Annotated in this window: 9 protein-coding genes; 1 reads left to right on the forward strand and 8 read right to left on the reverse strand. The window is 31.3% G+C overall.

Annotated features, from left to right (window positions below; genetic code table 11):
- Positions 1–20: 20 nt before the first annotated feature.
- From ABNT65_RS18100 to ABNT65_RS18130, 7 genes are all read right to left on the reverse strand, one after another.
- A complete protein-coding gene (locus ABNT65_RS18100; RefSeq protein ID WP_348746515.1) occupies positions 21–671 on the reverse strand; it encodes a response regulator transcription factor in 651 nt (216 codons plus the stop codon).
- Entirely contained in the window at positions 661–2,475 is a 1,815-nt protein-coding gene (locus ABNT65_RS18105; protein WP_348746516.1) for a sensor histidine kinase, read from the reverse strand. Before ABNT65_RS18105 ends, ABNT65_RS18100 begins: the two co-directional genes overlap by 11 nt.
- Before the next feature lie 354 nt (positions 2,476–2,829).
- Positions 2,830–3,276 carry a hypothetical protein gene (locus ABNT65_RS18110; protein ID WP_348746517.1) on the reverse strand — a complete coding sequence of 149 codons (447 nt, stop codon included), beginning with the start codon at positions 3,274–3,276 and terminating at the stop codon, positions 2,830–2,832.
- A 2-nt stretch (positions 3,277–3,278) separates the two neighbouring features.
- Positions 3,279–4,193: a hypothetical protein gene (locus ABNT65_RS18115; protein ID WP_348702659.1), complete on the reverse strand. Its 915-nt coding sequence runs from the start codon at positions 4,191–4,193 to the stop codon at positions 3,279–3,281.
- A gap of 125 nt (positions 4,194–4,318) precedes the next feature.
- On the reverse strand, positions 4,319–12,859 hold the full coding sequence (locus ABNT65_RS18120; protein WP_348746518.1) for a LamG-like jellyroll fold domain-containing protein: 8,541 nt from the start codon (positions 12,857–12,859) through the stop codon (positions 4,319–4,321).
- Between the two features lie 18 nt (positions 12,860–12,877).
- Positions 12,878–13,792 (reverse strand): tail fiber protein, encoded by a 915-nt coding sequence (locus ABNT65_RS18125; RefSeq protein WP_348736636.1) that lies wholly within the window; start codon positions 13,790–13,792, stop codon positions 12,878–12,880.
- A 295-nt stretch (positions 13,793–14,087) separates the two neighbouring features.
- Complete coding sequence (locus ABNT65_RS18130; RefSeq protein ID WP_348736634.1) at positions 14,088–14,615, reverse strand: nuclear transport factor 2 family protein; 528 nt, start codon at positions 14,613–14,615, stop codon at positions 14,088–14,090.
- A gap of 240 nt (positions 14,616–14,855) precedes the next feature.
- Here ABNT65_RS18130 and ABNT65_RS18135 point away from each other — a divergent pair, with 240 nt between their 5' ends.
- The gene (locus ABNT65_RS18135; RefSeq protein WP_348746519.1) at positions 14,856–15,554 is read left to right on the forward strand and encodes a hypothetical protein; all 699 of its coding nucleotides are present in this window, start codon (positions 14,856–14,858) and stop codon (positions 15,552–15,554) included.
- Positions 15,555–15,803: 249 nt separating this feature from the next.
- On the opposite strand, the gene ABNT65_RS18140 is transcribed toward ABNT65_RS18135, so the two are convergent.
- On the reverse strand, positions 15,804–18,170 hold the full coding sequence (locus ABNT65_RS18140; protein ID WP_348736630.1) for an efflux RND transporter permease subunit: 2,367 nt from the start codon (positions 18,168–18,170) through the stop codon (positions 15,804–15,806).
- Positions 18,171–18,248 lie beyond the last annotated feature (78 nt).

Here is an 18,248-nt window from a genome sequence, read left to right on the forward strand (position 1 = left end):
TACTAGTACGTATGGATATTTTATAAGTCTAAAATAATACTTTTATTATTGAGAGTCCATTTTGTTAAAGTGTTGGTTTCTCTATCTAGTTCAAGTTTAGAAATAATATTACTTCTATGTTTTTCTATAGTTCTTTTAGAAACAGACAAGGAATTAGCAATATCAGTTGTAGAGGTTTGTTGCGCAATTAATTTTAAGATTGTAGTTTCGGAAGGCGTTAAGTACTGTAGTTTTCGTAATTCATTATCAGCATATAATAAAGATGAATTGTTGAAAGATTTACTAAAATAAGAGTTGCCTTCCCATACAGATAAAATACAATTTTCTATTTCCATGAAAGAATCTTCTTTCAATAAATAACCATTAATATTTAAGGTTTTTGCTTGTGCTATATATTCAGTTTCCTTATGGAAGGATAGTATGATAAATTTTGTAGATATTTTTTTGTCTATAGCGGTTTTAATAACTTCAAAACCGTTAAGTAAAGGCATGTCAATATCCAGTAAAGCAATAGTTGGACTTAAGGTTAATATTAATTCTAAGGCTTGCATTCCATTGGCTGCTTGACCAATTACATTGTAACCATTAGAGGTAAGTTGATCGTGGAGACCTTTTAATAGAATAGGATGATCATCGGCAATAACAATTGAAACATCTTTTTTAGACTTCATAAGACACGGGGGTTGTAAGGTTTAAGGTAGTACCAGAATTAATTTCGCTTTCTATTTTCAATATAGAGTTAATAATTTTAGCACGTTTAATTAAGGTTTTCATTCCTAAACTGGTTGGTTGTTTGAGTTTTTCTTGAAACTGAAAACCAATTCCATTATCTTTTATTGTGGTATTAATAAAATTATTTTTTCGTTGAATGGTTATTGAAACTGACTTAGCTTCTGAATGTTTTATAATATTATTAAGTGCTTCTTGAATTATTCTATACAAATGAAGAGAGGTGGTTTTATTTAATTGATTATCAATATTGTCAATGTCATTTGTAAAGAAGGTATTTGTGTTAGCATCTATTTCATTAATTAGCGCTTTAATGGCAGCGGTTACTCCTATAGTATCAATATTAGCTGGGTAAAGCCCTCTTGATAACGATCTAACTTCAGTTAATGTATTGGTAACTATTTTGTTAAATTCACTGTTTTCATGTTGTGATTTTTTACTTAAAAGTACTAATTTTTGACCTACACTATCGTGTAGCTCCCTAGCTATTCTATTACGTTCTTCTTCTTGTCCTTTAATCAAATTTCGAGTAAACTCAGCTTGAAGCTTTTGTTTTTTTATGGCAAAGTTCCTAGACTGGATGAAGTAATAAATTAAAAATAATGATAGAAAAAATAGACCACCAAATAGCATCCATTGCGATTTTAATTTATTTTTAATGAAGAGTACTTCTGCATTGGTTTCCGCTATTTTACGTTCTTTTACTAACTGTAAACTATCATTTAGCTTTTCTTTTCTAAATTTACTTTCTAACTCTAATCTTTGAATTTTCTTTAAATTTTTATCATTAATTAAAGAGTCAGAATATATTTTATAGAGTTTGTAGTTTTCAAGTGCTTTTTGAAATTTATTTTGTTTAGCGTATATTCTAGATATTCTTTTATAATATTTTGGGATAGATGGTTTTATTCCTTCAGCTTTAGCCATTTTTACACTTGTATTGGCATGCTTTAATGCATTTTTCCAATCTTTTAACTTTTTATATACTCCAGAAATATTATAGTTGGTTGAAATTATAGAGGCTTTATTTCCCACTTTAGTGTAATAATTAAGCCTATCTAGATTAAGTTGTAAACTTTTAGAGTATTCTTTTTTTATAGTATGTAAAACTGATAAATTACCTTTAACTCTATATAAATCTTCTTCACTATTTAATTCGGTGAAAAGTTTTTGAGCTTTTTGGTAGTAAGTTAAAGCTTTATCTAGTTGCTTCATTTTTCTGTAAGATACACCTAACATATTATAACTAGCCGCTAATCCTTTTTTATTTTTTCCTAATTTCTCCAATATTGAAATAGCTTTTTGATAGCTTTCAATGGATTTAGGGTAATTTTTTATGGATCTGTATACCATGCCTAAGTTGTGCATGGTGTTGGCAATGTTACTCGAATCTTTAACAGTAGAAAAAGCATCTTTAGCTTTTAAAAAAAAGTTTACAGCATTGGCATAATCCCCTTGTTTCCTTTTAATAATGCCTAGTATGTTATAGGGAGAGCCTAAACCTCCTTCTTTTAAAAGTTTTGAATTACTTTTTACAATACTGATGGCTTTTAGAGCTTTTCCTTCTGCTTCGCTAAAATCTCTATACACTAAATATTCAGCTAAAGCTACTAATGAAAGTACTTTTTGTTCATCTGTAGTAGCCTTTGTTAGTTGTTCTTTAAGTGTATTATAATCGTTATCTTTTTGACTATAAGTTAGTTTTATGGATAAGATTAAAAAAGATAGTATAAAATACTTCTTCATTAGAGTTTAAAAGTTTGGTTTACAAAGGTATTCATATAAAATATAAATAATAACCACTACATAGTAAAACTTTAAATTGTTTTGAAGTGAATTAATAAAAATAGAAGCTTCCCCGAGGCTCGCTGAAGCCTCTGTTGAATGAATAGAACCGTCCGTGACGTTCCGAGGACGGTTTTTTTATAGTGAAGAACTATTTCCGGTACTCGCTGATACCTTTGTTTTATCAACAAAGACAATTCCGAGTCTCGGGCATAACAACAATAACATTTTTACTTTAAAAATTAAAAAAGGCACCTTTTCATTCATGTCAAACAAATGAAAAAGATGCCTTTGCGGAGGGATTTCTAATAAAAATTATTCTACAAGTTCAAAATCACCTTGATTAAGAACAGTAATAGTATCAACTAATCTTCCTTGTTCTACTAATTGTGCTTGATTTGTATCAAATTCAAGACGAATTGGGTTTACTTTTGTGTCGTTTTGAGTAAAGGACATATTGTATAGAACGCCATTCACGGTATAGAAAATAGGTTCTGTTTTCCAGTTAGGAAACCTTTTAAGTCTAAGTTCTATAGCAATACCATAGGTTTTATTAGGGTCAATACATTCTCCATCTAAAATTTCACTTCCATCCTCATGCACAAAACGGATGTCGATAAAATCATTTTTACCAATGATTATTTTTTTAGCCGTTGTTTCTGCTACAACAGCTTCTTCTATAACTTCATCATCATTACTACAACCTAAAGAAATAGTAAGAAGGACTATCATTGCGATGTTAATTATTTTTCTAGTCATCATAATTATTGCTTTTGATTTATAGTTATTTGTTTACTATTTCCGCTAACGTTTATGGTGTAATTATTAGGTTCTAAATCTCTAAAAATAGTTTCACCGTTATTAATTGTTTGCGAAGCATAAAAAGCATTGTTTTTATAAAGAGTAACAACTGCATTATCTTTATTAAAGATTACTTTTATAGCTCCACCATTATAACATACAGCATCTTTTTTGTAATAGGTAACTACTCCTGAACTTTTGGTTATGGTAACAGTCCAGTTTTGAACCTTAGATTGGTCTTCAGATCGAACAGCAAAAGTAATTGGATTGCTGAAATCAAATGTGTTTTGACCAGATGCTACAATATTAGAATTATAAAAAAGGGTAGCTCCGTTACTAGTTTGAAAATTAGCTTTTAAAGAGGTAATGTTTACACTTTGGTCTACTACTATATTTATTTGTCCATTAGCAATGGTTTGAGAGGTTATTGTTACACCTTCAAAACCAAAATTGGTAATTTCTGCTTCATTGTTTAAAGCAGGACTAGCAATACTGTATGCTTGAAATGTAGAACCATAATGTTCATTAATACTAAAAGTTTGACTTTGTACAGCATTGGAAATACTATTACTTTCCGCGTCGTAAATTTTAAAATTAATCGTTTCATTTCCTGTATTAGAAAATACTGTTAAATAAGCAAAATACCCATTTGCATTACTATTGTATGAAAGGTTTGCAACACCTCTTACTTCATCATTAACAAAAGCAGCAACTTTGTCATTAGTATTTGTTAAGGTTTTTCCATTTACATTTAAAAATGCAATAAAGGTCATTGTATATTCATACTCATTTTCATTTACTGTCCAGTTAGGAGCTTGTGCAAAGGAGCTAATTCCAATGAATAGCACCATAACTAAACTATATATTTGATTTTTCATGTTTTATCTTTTTTGAGAAAAGTAGCCTAATTAGTTAATAAAAGATAGTGTAGGTTATAATAAGGTTTCTTTCTTGTTATATAAAACTTTACTACTTTATTAGACTACTTTTACTAGTTTATATATTAGTTAGTTTTTACCACTTTTTTAGTAACAACATTTCCTGCCATTTCAATCTGTAATACATAAGTTCCTGTTGCTAAGTTTGAAGGAATAATTTTATGTATGTTTTGACCTGAATTGACTTTTACTTGTTTAGAAAGTAAAGCTCTACCAGCTAAAGAATACAAATGAATATGTATAGTTTCACTTTGAGTAGCATTGGTGCTAATTAACAATTCCTCTTTAAAAGGGTTAGGAAATACATTAATAGCATTGTCTAATACCTCTAAAGTAATTGGGGTTATAATAGTACCTAATACTTCATTGTTTTTAAAGCTTGTTGCAAACGTAGTTGGTAACTTATTAATACCATTAGAAACATAGAATACTAGATTTTCTGGAGCATTACCATAAATGGTTATAAAACTTAAATCAGTATTGTTTACTTCTTGGGTTTTAGAAAAACCTTTTAAGATACCTTTAGTATCATATACCCAAAGTTCATTGTATCCTTTGGGTAAAGAAACAATAGCATTCATGTTTTGTGCATACTTTTTAAAATTATCAGCTATCTTTTCTTGTTTTGGTAACCTACTTTGTTTCCCTAAGTTTTTAGCTGAAGTATTTAAATATGTAGGATAATTAAAAGTTTGTTCATTTGCAGACTTTATCATGTATCCTTTACCAGCTTCTAAATAACTTAATGTTCCTTTCCATCCTGTGGTTTCATCATAAATAGCAAATAAGTTTTGCGATTTAATAACATCACCATCTGTGGCGTTAAAATAAGCAAGTGCTTCACTAACGGTTTCATTTGAGGTAATAGGATAAGGTAACCAGTTCCAGTTTTCTTTAATGTCAAAATTCCAAGTATTAATATTTACAGCACTTCCTTGTAAGTTTAAGGCTTGTGCTTTGGCTAACTTTATTTTGTACATTTTTAGAGTATTAAGTCCACCTTGATTTGTAATATCTCCACCCCAACTATTGTTAGTAGCATTTGATATATCTTCATTGTAAACTTCTAATTGTACTGGCGCATGACTTAATATTCTATCAGATGTTTCTAAAGTCATACCATTGGTAAATGCATTCAAATCATTAAAGTTAGCATCTTCAACATTAAAAGAAACCCAAGTCCATCCTTCGTTTAACTCAATTGCTTGTGCAATAGTACCTGTGTTTTCAAAAATAGCTGGGTTACTTAATGTTCCAATAACGCCATTTTGTATAAAATTGAGACTAGAACTAGCATTAATTGATGCCTTAAGTTCTACACCTTGAGAAGCATCCCAAATACTAAACTCAATAGTTTCACCAGAACTTACATTACTGTATATAGTAACAAAAGCAAAGTATTCTTGAAAAGCATCATCATATACTAAATTAGCAACACCTCTTACTTCATCACCAACAAAAGCAGCTACTTTATCATAGGAATCAGCAGAGAATATACCGTCAATTTTAACTTTACCAACTACATTCATGCTGTAGTCAAAATCTGTTGGGTTAACTGTCCAATCTGGAGCATTAGCTAAAGACCTAACTTCTATTTGAAGTTTTTCATCATAACCAAAATCAGTCTCTAAGTATAAATTTTCTAAATACTCTCCTGCAGTTAAATTTGCATCAACAGTTGCTGTAATAGTAACACTACTATCAGGTTCTAAAGTACCCGAAGTACTGCTTAATGATAACCAACTTGGAATATTATTAATATTATAAGGCTGTCCGTTACCTCCTTTATTTACTAATACGATGTTAAATGTAGTTTCTTCACCATCATTTTTAACTATATCCACAATATCACCAAACCCATCAGCATACCAACTTACTTCATTACGTTTTACATAGGCTGTCCAAGTAATAGGAGATTCTTGTATGTTATTAGCAGCATCAAACATTCTATGAACTGTAATATCTAACACTTGTCCTTCTAAAGAAGCCCAATCTGTAATTAAAGGCTCAATAATCATCTCATCATCATTAATTACATTACTTACTTCAAACTTTACTAAAGCACGTTCTCCTTTAATTGGAGGAACATCATCATTGTAATTAACAACACCAGTATTCATAACTGCATTGCTAGGAATAAATGTTTGATTGCTATAAGCATGGTAATATCTTGGGCCATTTCCTGTAGCTGCTTCAGGAGCATTCATCCTAGCATATAATACTAGTCCAATACTTTCTAAAGAAACTTCATTATACTGATCTCTTGTAATTTGTTCTACATTTCTTAAGGTATTCCATAAACGGAACTCATCTATTTTACCTGTAAAAATTCTATCTACTGATTCATTTCCAGCTAAATCTTTACTACCACGAGCACCTAACCAGATTTTATTTCCAGAAAAACCACCAATAGTTGAGATTTCATTAGAAGAAACTAAGTTAGCGTCTACATAAGTACGTAAAGCACCAATTCTATTAAACAATAAAGTAACATGGTGCCAATTGTTATCAGCTATTGAACTACTGGTTAATGTATATTCAGAACCTTCACTAGCTAAAGAAAGCATACCATTAGTATCCATATTAATAGCCCATTTGTTAGCCTTGCCGTTAGATTGAATAACATCTGTACCATCACCTTTACCATTAGAGAAAATAGTGGCGTTTTGAGCATTGGCAGTTTTAATCCAGAAAGAAATAGTAGCATCCATTTCATCAGTAAGCTGCACAAAATCTACATTATCTAAAGCTAAATATTGACCATTGGCAAATTCATAAGAATTTCCTTTAGGTTTAATGTCCCAATCAGCATTAATAACAGCATGCTTAAACCTAGCTAAATCTATAGCTGTGTTACCTCTACCTTCGTTCATAGGCCAGTAACCAATTAAGTTATTTTCATTACCTACTAGTTGGTCAAATCTAGAAGCGTAGGCTTCTTCTAAGGTTAATGACTTGTTCCAAAGGCGTAAAGCGTGGATGTTTCCAACAAAATTATTTCCTCCAATAACTAAAGTATTATTATTGGTAAATTGAAGATTGGCACTACCAGTAGCCCCAGCTATTTCTCTATCATCTTCATAAATAGCTATTTCACCAGTGTTGTTTTTATGTGTAAATGTATAATGGTGGAACAGTCCATCAGTAGCTATAGCTCCAGAAGCTGTAACACCACCAAGTGTAAAACTTAACACTCCATTGTTTAAACGAATGTTTATTCCTTGGGTTTGTTGAATAATGGTAGCTGTACTAGCAGTTGTAGCATTGTTCATCCAAAACTCTAAACTAAGGTCTCCTGAAGTAATTCTTGGATTGTTAATTTCAGCCGTATTATTTACACCATTAAAATATAAGGACACATTATTATCAATAGGTAATTGATTGGTAGCTCCTTTAATTTCAATAGCACTAATGGCTGGGTTATAGAAAATAGCTTCACTAAAGCTAACCTTTAAATCTTCACCAGAAGATAAAATTCCATCCGTAGGTAAAGGTGTCCCAAAACGTTGTGGAGCGTCTAAATCTACGGTTCCAGAAATTACTTCTGAAATAAATTCAGTATCATTAGTACAAGTACTTCTAGCTCTAATTTCATAATTCCCATTTGGTAATTGAGCATCTGCTATGTTCCATGGATGTGTTAAAGTAGCACTAGAAATCAATGAGATTTCAGATTCACCCGCAGCATCGGCTGCATTGTAAAAATCTTCGGTAGTATAATAAGTGTGTAATCTAGTCCAAGTAGGAGCGGTTGCTAATCGATACTCTAAGTCTATTTTTTGAAAACTATTAAATGTAGTATTAAATTCAGTTAAATCAATATTCATAGGATTAGAAGAACCATCATTATTATAGGCAGTATCTATATTATACACCCAATTATCTAACGGAGCAGATACTGCCACCTCAGAACATGATGGGGTAAAATGCGCTGAAATAAGTACATCATCATACACATTAACAGGATCACAACGAGATTGCAATACAACACGAATGTTTTCATAATCATATACATCAGAAACAGATTTGCCAAGTGTTAACGTATAATATACTGGTTGACCATAAGGAACATATACTATAGTTGCGTTTTGCATTAAATTAATTTCTGCATTGTACGGATTGGTGGTATTATCTATTAACAATTCAAAATAATTAAAGCTAGCAGCATCACTAGTAAAATCACTAGTATTCTCTAACTTTAAAACAAATTCTGCATTTTGACTTTCTGGTACGTTGCTAACACTAGCTACCTCTACACTAATTAATGGTGCTTCCGCTTTTTGTGTAGCAAAACTTAGTTGTTCTCTATCTTCTTCGTTTTCTATATATGTTATAGTATCTGCATCTGGATCATAGGTGTCATGGTTATAGAAGTAAGATAGTTCTGCTGGTTCATATGGACAAGAAGTTACTCCACCAATAGTACTAAATACAGGACCATTTCCGCCATATAAGTTTACTACATCAACACTTAATAAGTTAGCTGGGTCATTATCTTTTAAAGTATAGCTAATAGTTGTGGTAGATGTTTCTTCTTCAGATAAACTAGCATTAATATCTTGATTAAACATTCCAGAAGTAGTACTTATTAATCCCATTTTATTTAAGGTAAATCCTACTTGAAATGCAAAATCTTCATCTATAGTAAGATTAATTTCTCTTGACGATCCAGAAACAACAGATGTTTCTACACTTCTTGTAAACTCACCTACACCAGCATCAAAAGAAATATTATCTTCAAAGTTGGTTTCTAATAGGGTTTTAATTTTATTAGAAGCAGTTAATTTACTTTTTAAATTATTTTCTAAAAAGGAAGTTAATTCACTATTTGTAATAATGGTTTCAATTTCCGTATTAAAGTCGTTAACGATGGTGGTTAAGTTTGATTTGTAAGTAGAACGATCGTTTTTAACCAAGTACTTGGTTCTTTCGTTTTCTCTAATCACACTTTTCCACAAACGTATTTGTTCTTTATACTGATCTTCAGTAAGTACACCTTCATCATCAGTACTAATAATTCCGTTTTGTAGGTTACTTAAAATTAACTCTAACTCAGGTATTAATGAAGTTAAAATATATTTTTGAGTGTAAGTAAAGAATGTTTCAGAAGGTTCCTCAACAAAATACATGGCTTTTTGCTTACTAATAAATAAGCTTTCACCTTTAGTATTGGTAAGTTCTAATGAAGTGGCATTTGCTGGTTCAGTATCAGATGGGCGAATATCATCATAAGAACCGTAGAAATAGTTTTTAGATTGACCAATGTATAAATCTCCTTCAGCACCAACATACTCAGGGTCATCACTAGTAGAAATGGTTTGTGTGAATGTGTACGTTTTGGTTAAATCTTCACCATTTCTTGATGTTCTATTCAATGAAAATCCTGCTTGAACATTATTGGTTGTTTCCGATTCAATTACTGGGCCAGCTAATCCTCCTCCAGCTCCAAATTTCACTCCTAATTTTAACTCTAAATTTTCAGATACACCGATTGAACTTGCAAAGTCATTATCAACAGTAAAAGAAATACTTTCACCAGCCTCTATAGAAGCAAAACTATTAGAACCTGGAGGATCACGAAGAATAATATCTGGCGTATCAGGAGCAGCCGTAACAAAGGTTTGGCTTCCGTCTGATAATCCTCCTAAAATAATACCTGTATTGTTATAGTTCTCTGCTTCATAATCTTTTCCTTTTACCCTGTATTTTATATTAATTGTTTTGGTGAATGGACTAAACACAGAAGGTAAGCCCGCTTTAAAAGTATAATTTGTAATACTAGCATCATCAGTATCTACTTCTGTTACTTCTGAACCTTCTAAAGCCAAATTGTTGGTAATTAATAACTCGCCATCTACTACAGGAACAATATCTTCAGTTGGTGTGGCTCCATCTTCATTCAAATACCTTTCAAAACTACTTAAAGTAATATTATAAGAGCTGAATTGTTTATAAACAGGATAGGTAAAGCCTTCTGTACTTATGGTAGTATCATCATCAATACTTATTTCATCAGCAGATGTTTGTGAGGTAACTCTAAGCACAGGGGTAGATCTATATTCAAAGCTTTTTTCGAAATGATAAGGTGTTCCAGTAGCAATAACTTCATCGTCATATAAAAATTCTGGGGTGGTTAGGGCTACGTTTTCTGATAAATTTACAGTTTCATTTGCTTCTAGAATTGAAATGTTAGCTGTACTTGAAGGTATTCTTAAACCTTGGTCTGAACTAATTTCATAATCAAGAGGTAACACAGATACTCTGTATTCTCCAGATTCACTATTTGTAGAAAAATTAAACTGTGTATATTTAGTTACAGTACCACCAATGGGGCTATAATCTAAAGTAATATCAGCAGTACCAATATTGTTTTTAGCACTTACCGTAAGGGTTTCTTCATTGCCATCGGCATCTGTAATTTTAGTTGTATAGATACCATTTTCACCAAAACCAATTACTTTTTGAGTTTCTACAGCGCCACCGACAACTTTTCCTACTAAAGAAACCCGAGTAGTATCAACAAACAAGGTAGTTTCTACTGCGTCTTCAAAAAACTCTTTAAAGGTACCAGATTCGGCAGGGAAACGTCCTTCATAAGTAAATTCATGGCCATCTTTTTGAACCGTGATGTAGTGATTACCTATAGGAACACTGATTTCAAAATACCCATTACTATCAGAAGTTACAGGCGTGTTGTTTTCATCTAAGACAATTTGTCCGTCAATAAATACTTTTACATCTTCAACGGCAATACGTGCATAACGTTCAAGGTAATCATCTGTATCATCATCTGGTGTATTATTATCATTATACCAGTATTCCCCTTTGTTAAATTTTTCATTGCCCTTTTGGTAATAGTTGTATCCTTCATCAAGAATACCTGGGCCACTAATTTGTGTGTTACCTTCTATACCTGAGCCATCTGCTTCTACATAAGAAGGAAATACATTGCGTGTATCATACAATACTTTTCCTTTAAAAACAAAAGAAGAAATATCTGTAAAATTGATTTGATTTACTACTTCTGATCCTTCTCCTAAAAATACCAATTGTTGGTTAGGCTCAAATTTATGTTGACCATATAGTGGGGTAATATTAAAAGATTCTCCTGTTCCCGAATACGGAATTCCTGTAATTTCATAATTACCGTTTTCATCACTTACCCCTAGCACACCTAATTGATCAGAAGTTGGAATATTCCCTGACCCATTTATCCAAGATACTCCTTCATTTACGGTTCTTAACTGAACAAATTCTCCATGATTTTTGTTGTACTCAAAACCATTTCTTGATAAATCATAGGCATATTCACCTACATTTTCGTTAGCTCTCAAATACGCTATTAATCTAGCGTCATTACCACTAATTAATCTTTTGTAATCGGTACGTATTCTCTGAGCATCTAATACATCATTCCATACACGCACTTCATCTACAATCATACTTGAACGTCGTCCTATGGATGCATCGTGCCATACGGTTTCGTTTCCGTTAAGACTTAATTCCGATGTTTCCTCAGGAACTACAATTTCCATATATGGACCACTATAGTTCTCATCTTCTGCATCAAGATTAGCATTTACCTGTGCTGCATATTCTTCATTTATTGGTCTACCATTAATGTACAATAATGGGGTTTTACCATCTTCTAGCACTACTGAAATGTGCACAAACTGCTTGTTAAAATTTTCTATGGAAAGTAATTCGTCTTCTCCTCTAGCGTTAATAGTACCTGACGGGAAGAAATTTTTAATGGTATACCCAATTCGGTCTATAAATACATATAACCACTTATTTGTCTTAACAGGTATGACCTCTATAGTAAATTCATTTGCATCAAAATTAGTTAACCTGAAAAAATCCATTACAGGATCTTCAATATCATCTTTTGAACGTATCCAAGCTTGTAAGGTTGCCTTGTTTGTTATTGGATTGTTCATATTATCCATCTTTAATGTATTCCAAGTAGGAATTGACAAGGCGCTTCCTGTATTAATATCACTCCCTTCTGAAGTAGCTTTAATAGTAACATCTTTAACTGGATTCCCACCTTCAAAACTTATATTTCCAGTAACTACAGCTGTAGGATTTCTATACCCAATACCAGTTATATAGGTAGTATATTTTTCCTCAATATCACTAACGCCTTCTGCTACTAACTTGTACTCATACAAAACACCACCTTCAACATACTTGTCTTCATACGTAGTAGTAGTGGGAGATATATTAGAAACAGGTTTAAACACTTCACTATTATCTACGGTATAAATACGCCTGTATAAAGTTAAGCTAGTTATATCTTCTTGGTTATTTCTAATAGTCCAATTAATAAGAACTTTATCTCCAAAATACCCTTTAGAAATGTCAAAAGATTCTTCTGCAAATGTTCCAAATAAATACAATACGTCCCAAGGATAACGAACGTCTACTGGGTTTACAGTATGTGTATTGTTGTTTACCCCTAAAAAAGGAACACCTACCTGAATGGTAAAGTTTTCTGATTGTATTGCCTGTGAGGCTGTACTAATCTTAGCACCATCCTCAATTTGTGCCCATACGCTTGCACTAAGCAGCCATAGGCAACTTAAAAGTCGTAATTTTCTCATAAGTAGTTTGAGGTTTAATTACAACTTAATGATGTAGTTTACACCATAATTTATTGGGCGTGTTTCGCTACTTCCTGAAGAACCTGTATTTCCTGAAATTGTATGTGTATGGTCTCCATCGTCATCAATAGCCTTAGACCAGTTTAAGTTTGGTTCGTAACGTCCTTCGTCTTCTCCAGCTCCACTATCACCCCAATCTTTGGCGGTATTTTCACTATCAAATTTTAAAACCCTGTTAAATCCTCCATCACTGCTTGTATCATGGTCATGTTCTCCGTTTTTAGAAGTTTTTAATGATCCTTCATCATGAATATGTGATGCATAAGTATCATCTTGTGTTGCTTTTAAATTAGGACCGGATTGGTTGTAAGTAGGGTTGGTTCCTGTTCCTCTTAAAAACATACCTAATAAGTTAGGAGCATTATTTCCAACTAAGGCTCTTAGTTTTTCAGATCCTTCTATTGAAGTTAAACTTTGTCCGTTACACAATACCCATCCCGTTGGAGCTGTTGTGCCTATGTATGGCATTATTGACCCTGTAGGGACACCATTATTAGCAGAAATAGCATAAGGAACATGATTTAATTTTTCATCAGATATAACAGTAGTTCCTTCGCTAATTCTTAGGTAAGCGGTACCATTAGAAATGGCTGGATTGTTAGCATATCCTGCTTCTAAAACATGTGAGAAAACACCAAAGGCATCTGTGGTTAAGTTTTTAGTTTCAGATACAATAGAGGCTTCATTTCCTCCATCTTTAGCATAAATTTCAAATTTAAGGCTTAAGGTCTCAGAGACTCTTGCACTGTTATCTGGATTTCGAGCTATACCTTGTACAGCTATGCCTGCATTACTAAATGATATTTGAGCTTGACTTGTTAGTATTGTTACTAAAGCTAGTATTGTAAATACTAAGTTTTTTTTTGATTTCATGATTGTGTTTTTAAGTTGGTTAATTTAATTGTGAGTTGTTATTAGTACTATGTACTTGTCTGTTTTTGGTAAAATTAGGTTGGTTGTTGATTTTAATTTTCTTCATTTTATCATGTTTTTAATTGATAAAACAAAGTTAGTTTTGATTAAGAGTGAAGTAAATAAGTACTAGTACGTATATACTAAGTGATACTACGTAGAACGTACGTACTGCATAGCAGTATGTAGTTTATTTAAAGGATTTGTGTTTGCTTTTTTAGGTTCTTTGGATGTTTTTTTGAATAGGAAGAATTCTTTATTTGGAAGTAAAAACCGTTATGTTATTTATAGGAAAAGCTTTTAGAAAATCATTTTTCGTAATGGTGTTTGATTCATTAGAGTCATAATCCATTAGAATTTTCCATGTATTATTTTTTTTAACAAGTAGTACATGAAATTGACCATAGTACACTTTCTTGTTTTTTTGTTTGTTTAGCCTAGTTAATTGATAAACGCCTCGTTCACTAGCTATGGAATCATTATTAATTCGTTCAAAAAATCGCAAAGCTATTGTATTGGTCACACCATTATTTTGGGCTGATGCAAATCTTTTTTTATAACTATTAATATAAGTGGTATAATTACTAATTCTTTTACCTCCTGAAATACGAATTAAATCTTTATCGTGTATTTCAGCCATTATTTCTGCATCTAGTGCTTCAAAAGCTTTATAAAATTTAGCCCAAACAATGTTTATTTCTTTTAGGTTGTTTATAGATTGTGAATAGTTATACTGAACATTTACAGATAGGCATAATAACAGAACAAAGTGGTTAAATTTCATTTTATTAAGGTACAAATTATCAAGTAGTTTTTAGATGTATTTATGAATTGGGAAAATCCTATATATTTTATAAAAATTAAAGATTTATTATAGATAAATAAATTTAAAAATAGTAAATTGATAATCAGTGATGTATGCGGTTTGATGATTTAGAGAAAAAGAACTTGAATAAGTATATTTATGAAAAGAGAGCCTGTTTTGAATATTTATAAATCAAGTAACCATAAAATAAAATATCTCATGAAGCTTTTAAAATGTTTATTAATTGTAATGTTATTAGGGCTAGTAGGAACTGTTAATGCCCAAGAAACAGAATTAACAAAGGAGGAACGTAAAGAAAAAATAAAAAAGAAACGTTTAGCTAAAAAAGAAAAGAGAAAAGCAGAAAAAGAGCAAAGAAAAGCACTAAAGGAGGAAAAAAGAGCTTTAGCAAAAAGGAAAAAAGAATTAAGAGAAGGAAGAAAAGAAATTTTAGCAGAGCATCAGGAAGCTATGAAAGGGATGAATCCAGAAGAAAAGAAGGCTTATATAGATAAAAACCCTGAATTAAAAGCAAAGCTAAAGGCTTATCATGAAGGAACGGCTGAAAAAAGAAAAGAATTAAAAAAGGATAAGAAAAAGTATAAGAAAAAGTATAAAGAGAATAAGAAGGAAGCGATGCAAAGAAGAATTGAAAAGAAAAAAGAAAAAATAGCTTCATTAAAAGAGAAAACGAAAGAAACTGAAGCTATGATGGCAAAAAAGAAAGCTGATTTAGCTACTAAAAAGGCATCAGGAGAAATAACAGAGGAACAATACACCAAAAAAATGGGAAAAGTGGCAAAAATTGAAAATAGGTTGAGTAAGAATAAAGAGAAAATTAGCCAAATAGAAACAAGTATTAAAGAGAATGAAGAAAAATTGGTGAAGATGAATACCGTGAAAGAAAGTAAAAAATAAATAAGATAAGATTGAAAGGGCTAGCACACATTTATATGCTAGTCTTTTTTTATGAGTGTAAAAATTGATGTTTTTTTAGGTGAATTAATACCAACTATAGAATGAATATTTACATACAGAAGAAAATATTTTTTCTCTTAAGAGAAAAAATTATTACACATGTGTATAAATATTTTTCCACACGTATGTGAATTTTGCTCCATAGGTATGTAAAAAAATCGAAACAAAAATGTTTTAGAATAATAGCTTTTACTTATCTTCTTCTTTTGGAGGTAAAATCTTAAAGTTTGTTTCTTTCAATACCTTTTTATTGGCTATTTTCTTTTCAAAAGAAAGTAGGAGAGAAGGTAATAACAATAAGTTTGACACCATTGCCAATAAAAGTGTTACAGATACCAATCCACCAAGTGCAATTGTACCACCAAAACTAGAAATTGTAAATACTAAAAATCCAAAGAAAAGAACAATAGAAGTATAAAACATACTTACTCCAGTTTCTCTTAAGGCTGCGTAAACTGCAGGTTTTATTTTCCAGTTATTGGCTAATAACTCTTGTCTATACTTAGCTAAGAAATGAATCGTGTCATCTACAGAAATACCAAAAGCAATACTAAATACTAAAATAGTTGATGGTTTTATAGGAATGTCAAAAAAGCCCATTAAACCAGCAGTCATTAATAGTGGTAACATATTTGGTATTAAAGAAATCAATATCATTTGCGGTGATCGGAACATCCAAGCCATAAAAATGGATATTAATAATATAGCTAGTGATAAAGAAATTACTAAGTTTTTAATTAAGTAATTAGTTCCTTTTAAAAATACTAAAGCTTTTCCTGTAAGAGATACATTAAATCGATCTTCTGGGAACTGTTTTTTAATTACAGCATTTAATCGTTCCTGAATAATATCCATTTTATCCGTACCAATGTCTTTCATAAACGTAGTAATTCTGGCATACCTACCAGTACTGTCTACAAAATTCTTTAGCATTCCAGCATTACTTCCTGAGTTTTTGGTATAGGCAAAAATGTAACTCTTTTCTTGTGAAGTAGGTAGTTGGTAGTATTTTGGATTCCCTTTATAATAAGCTTGCTTAGAGTATTTAACTAAGTTGGTTACCGAAATAGGTTTTGATAATTCTGGGAATGTTTCAATGGTTTCATTTAACTTTTCTATCTTTTTTAAAGTAGAAAGCTTCATAACACCTTTATCTTTTTTAGTATCAATAAGTATTTCTAAAGGCATAATTCCACCAAATTCAGTTTCAAAAAACTTAATGTCTTTATAAAACTCCATACTTTTTGGCATATCTTCAATTAAACTACCTGATACACGTATTTTATACAAGCCAATCATACTCAATATAATTACAATAACTGTAGTAATGTATATGGTTATACGATGCGCTTTTACAGTACGTTCCATCCAGTTTACCACATCTTCCATCCACCTTTGCTCTAAGTGGCTTAAATGCTTTTTTTCTGGAAGCGGCATAAAACTATATATAATTGGAATAATTAGTAAGGCTAAAATGAAAATACTAATAATATTAACTGAAGCTAAAATTCCAAACTCACGTAATAATTGACTCTTAACAAAAACAAAAGTAGCAAAACCAGAAGCCGTAGTAATATTGGTCATTAAGGTAGCGTTTCCAATTTTAGAAATAACACGCTGTAATGATTTAGCTTGATTTCCATGTTTTTTTACTTCTTGCTGATATTTATTAATTAAGAAAACAGCATTGGGTACTCCAATAACAATTATTAAAGGAGGAATTAATGCAGACAGTACTGTAATTTCATATCTAAACCAGCCAATAAAGCCAAATGCCCATACTACACCAATACCAACTACAAGTAGTGTAATAAAGGTTGCTCTAAATGATCGGAAAAAGAAAAAGAAGATTATTGCAGTAATTAATAATGCACCAGCAACAAAAATTCCCATTTCTTGTGTAATATTCAAAGAATTTAATGTTCGTATATAAGGCATTCCAGATACACGTACATTAATACCTTGTGCTTCTTCAAAGGCTTTAATTTTTGGAATTAAAGTTTCTGTAATAAAGTCTGCTCTTATTGGCGTATTAACAACCTCTTTATTTAGGTATATGGCAGTTTGTAATACACCTTTATCATTATATAATAAATTTTCGTAAAAAGGAAGTTTTTCAAAAAGCTGTGTTTTTATATGTTCAATTTCCTCATCAGTTTGAGGTGGTTTACTAAATAAAGGTTCAACAACAAATTTTCGTTGTTTTCTATCGGCTTTTAATTGTTTAACGTCAGAGATTGAAACTGTAAAATCTACGGCATCTGTTTTATCAAATGACTTTGTGAGGTTGTTCCAAGCATTGAATTTTTCTGGCGTAAAAATGGTACTATCTTTTATACCAAGAATAATTAAGTTACCCTCTTCACCAAAAATGTCTAGAAATTTATTGTATTGGACGTTGGCTTCATGATCAGAGGGCAATAAGTTAGCTTCTGTATAAGAGAATCGCATGTACTTCATTTGAGTAACTAAAAGCCCAGTAATAACGGCAATAAGTAATAAAACAAAGTAACGATTTCGCAATATGAAACCTGCGATTTTAGTCCAAAAAGTCATCCAAAAAAATTTTAGCAAAGGTAGGTAAATGAGGATAATAAAAGCAAAAAAAAAGAGTGTCTAAAAAACACTCTTTTT

Source organism: Tenacibaculum sp. 190524A02b (assembly GCF_964036645.1).
Lineage (GTDB): Bacteria > Bacteroidota > Bacteroidia > Flavobacteriales > Flavobacteriaceae > Polaribacter > Polaribacter vairaonense.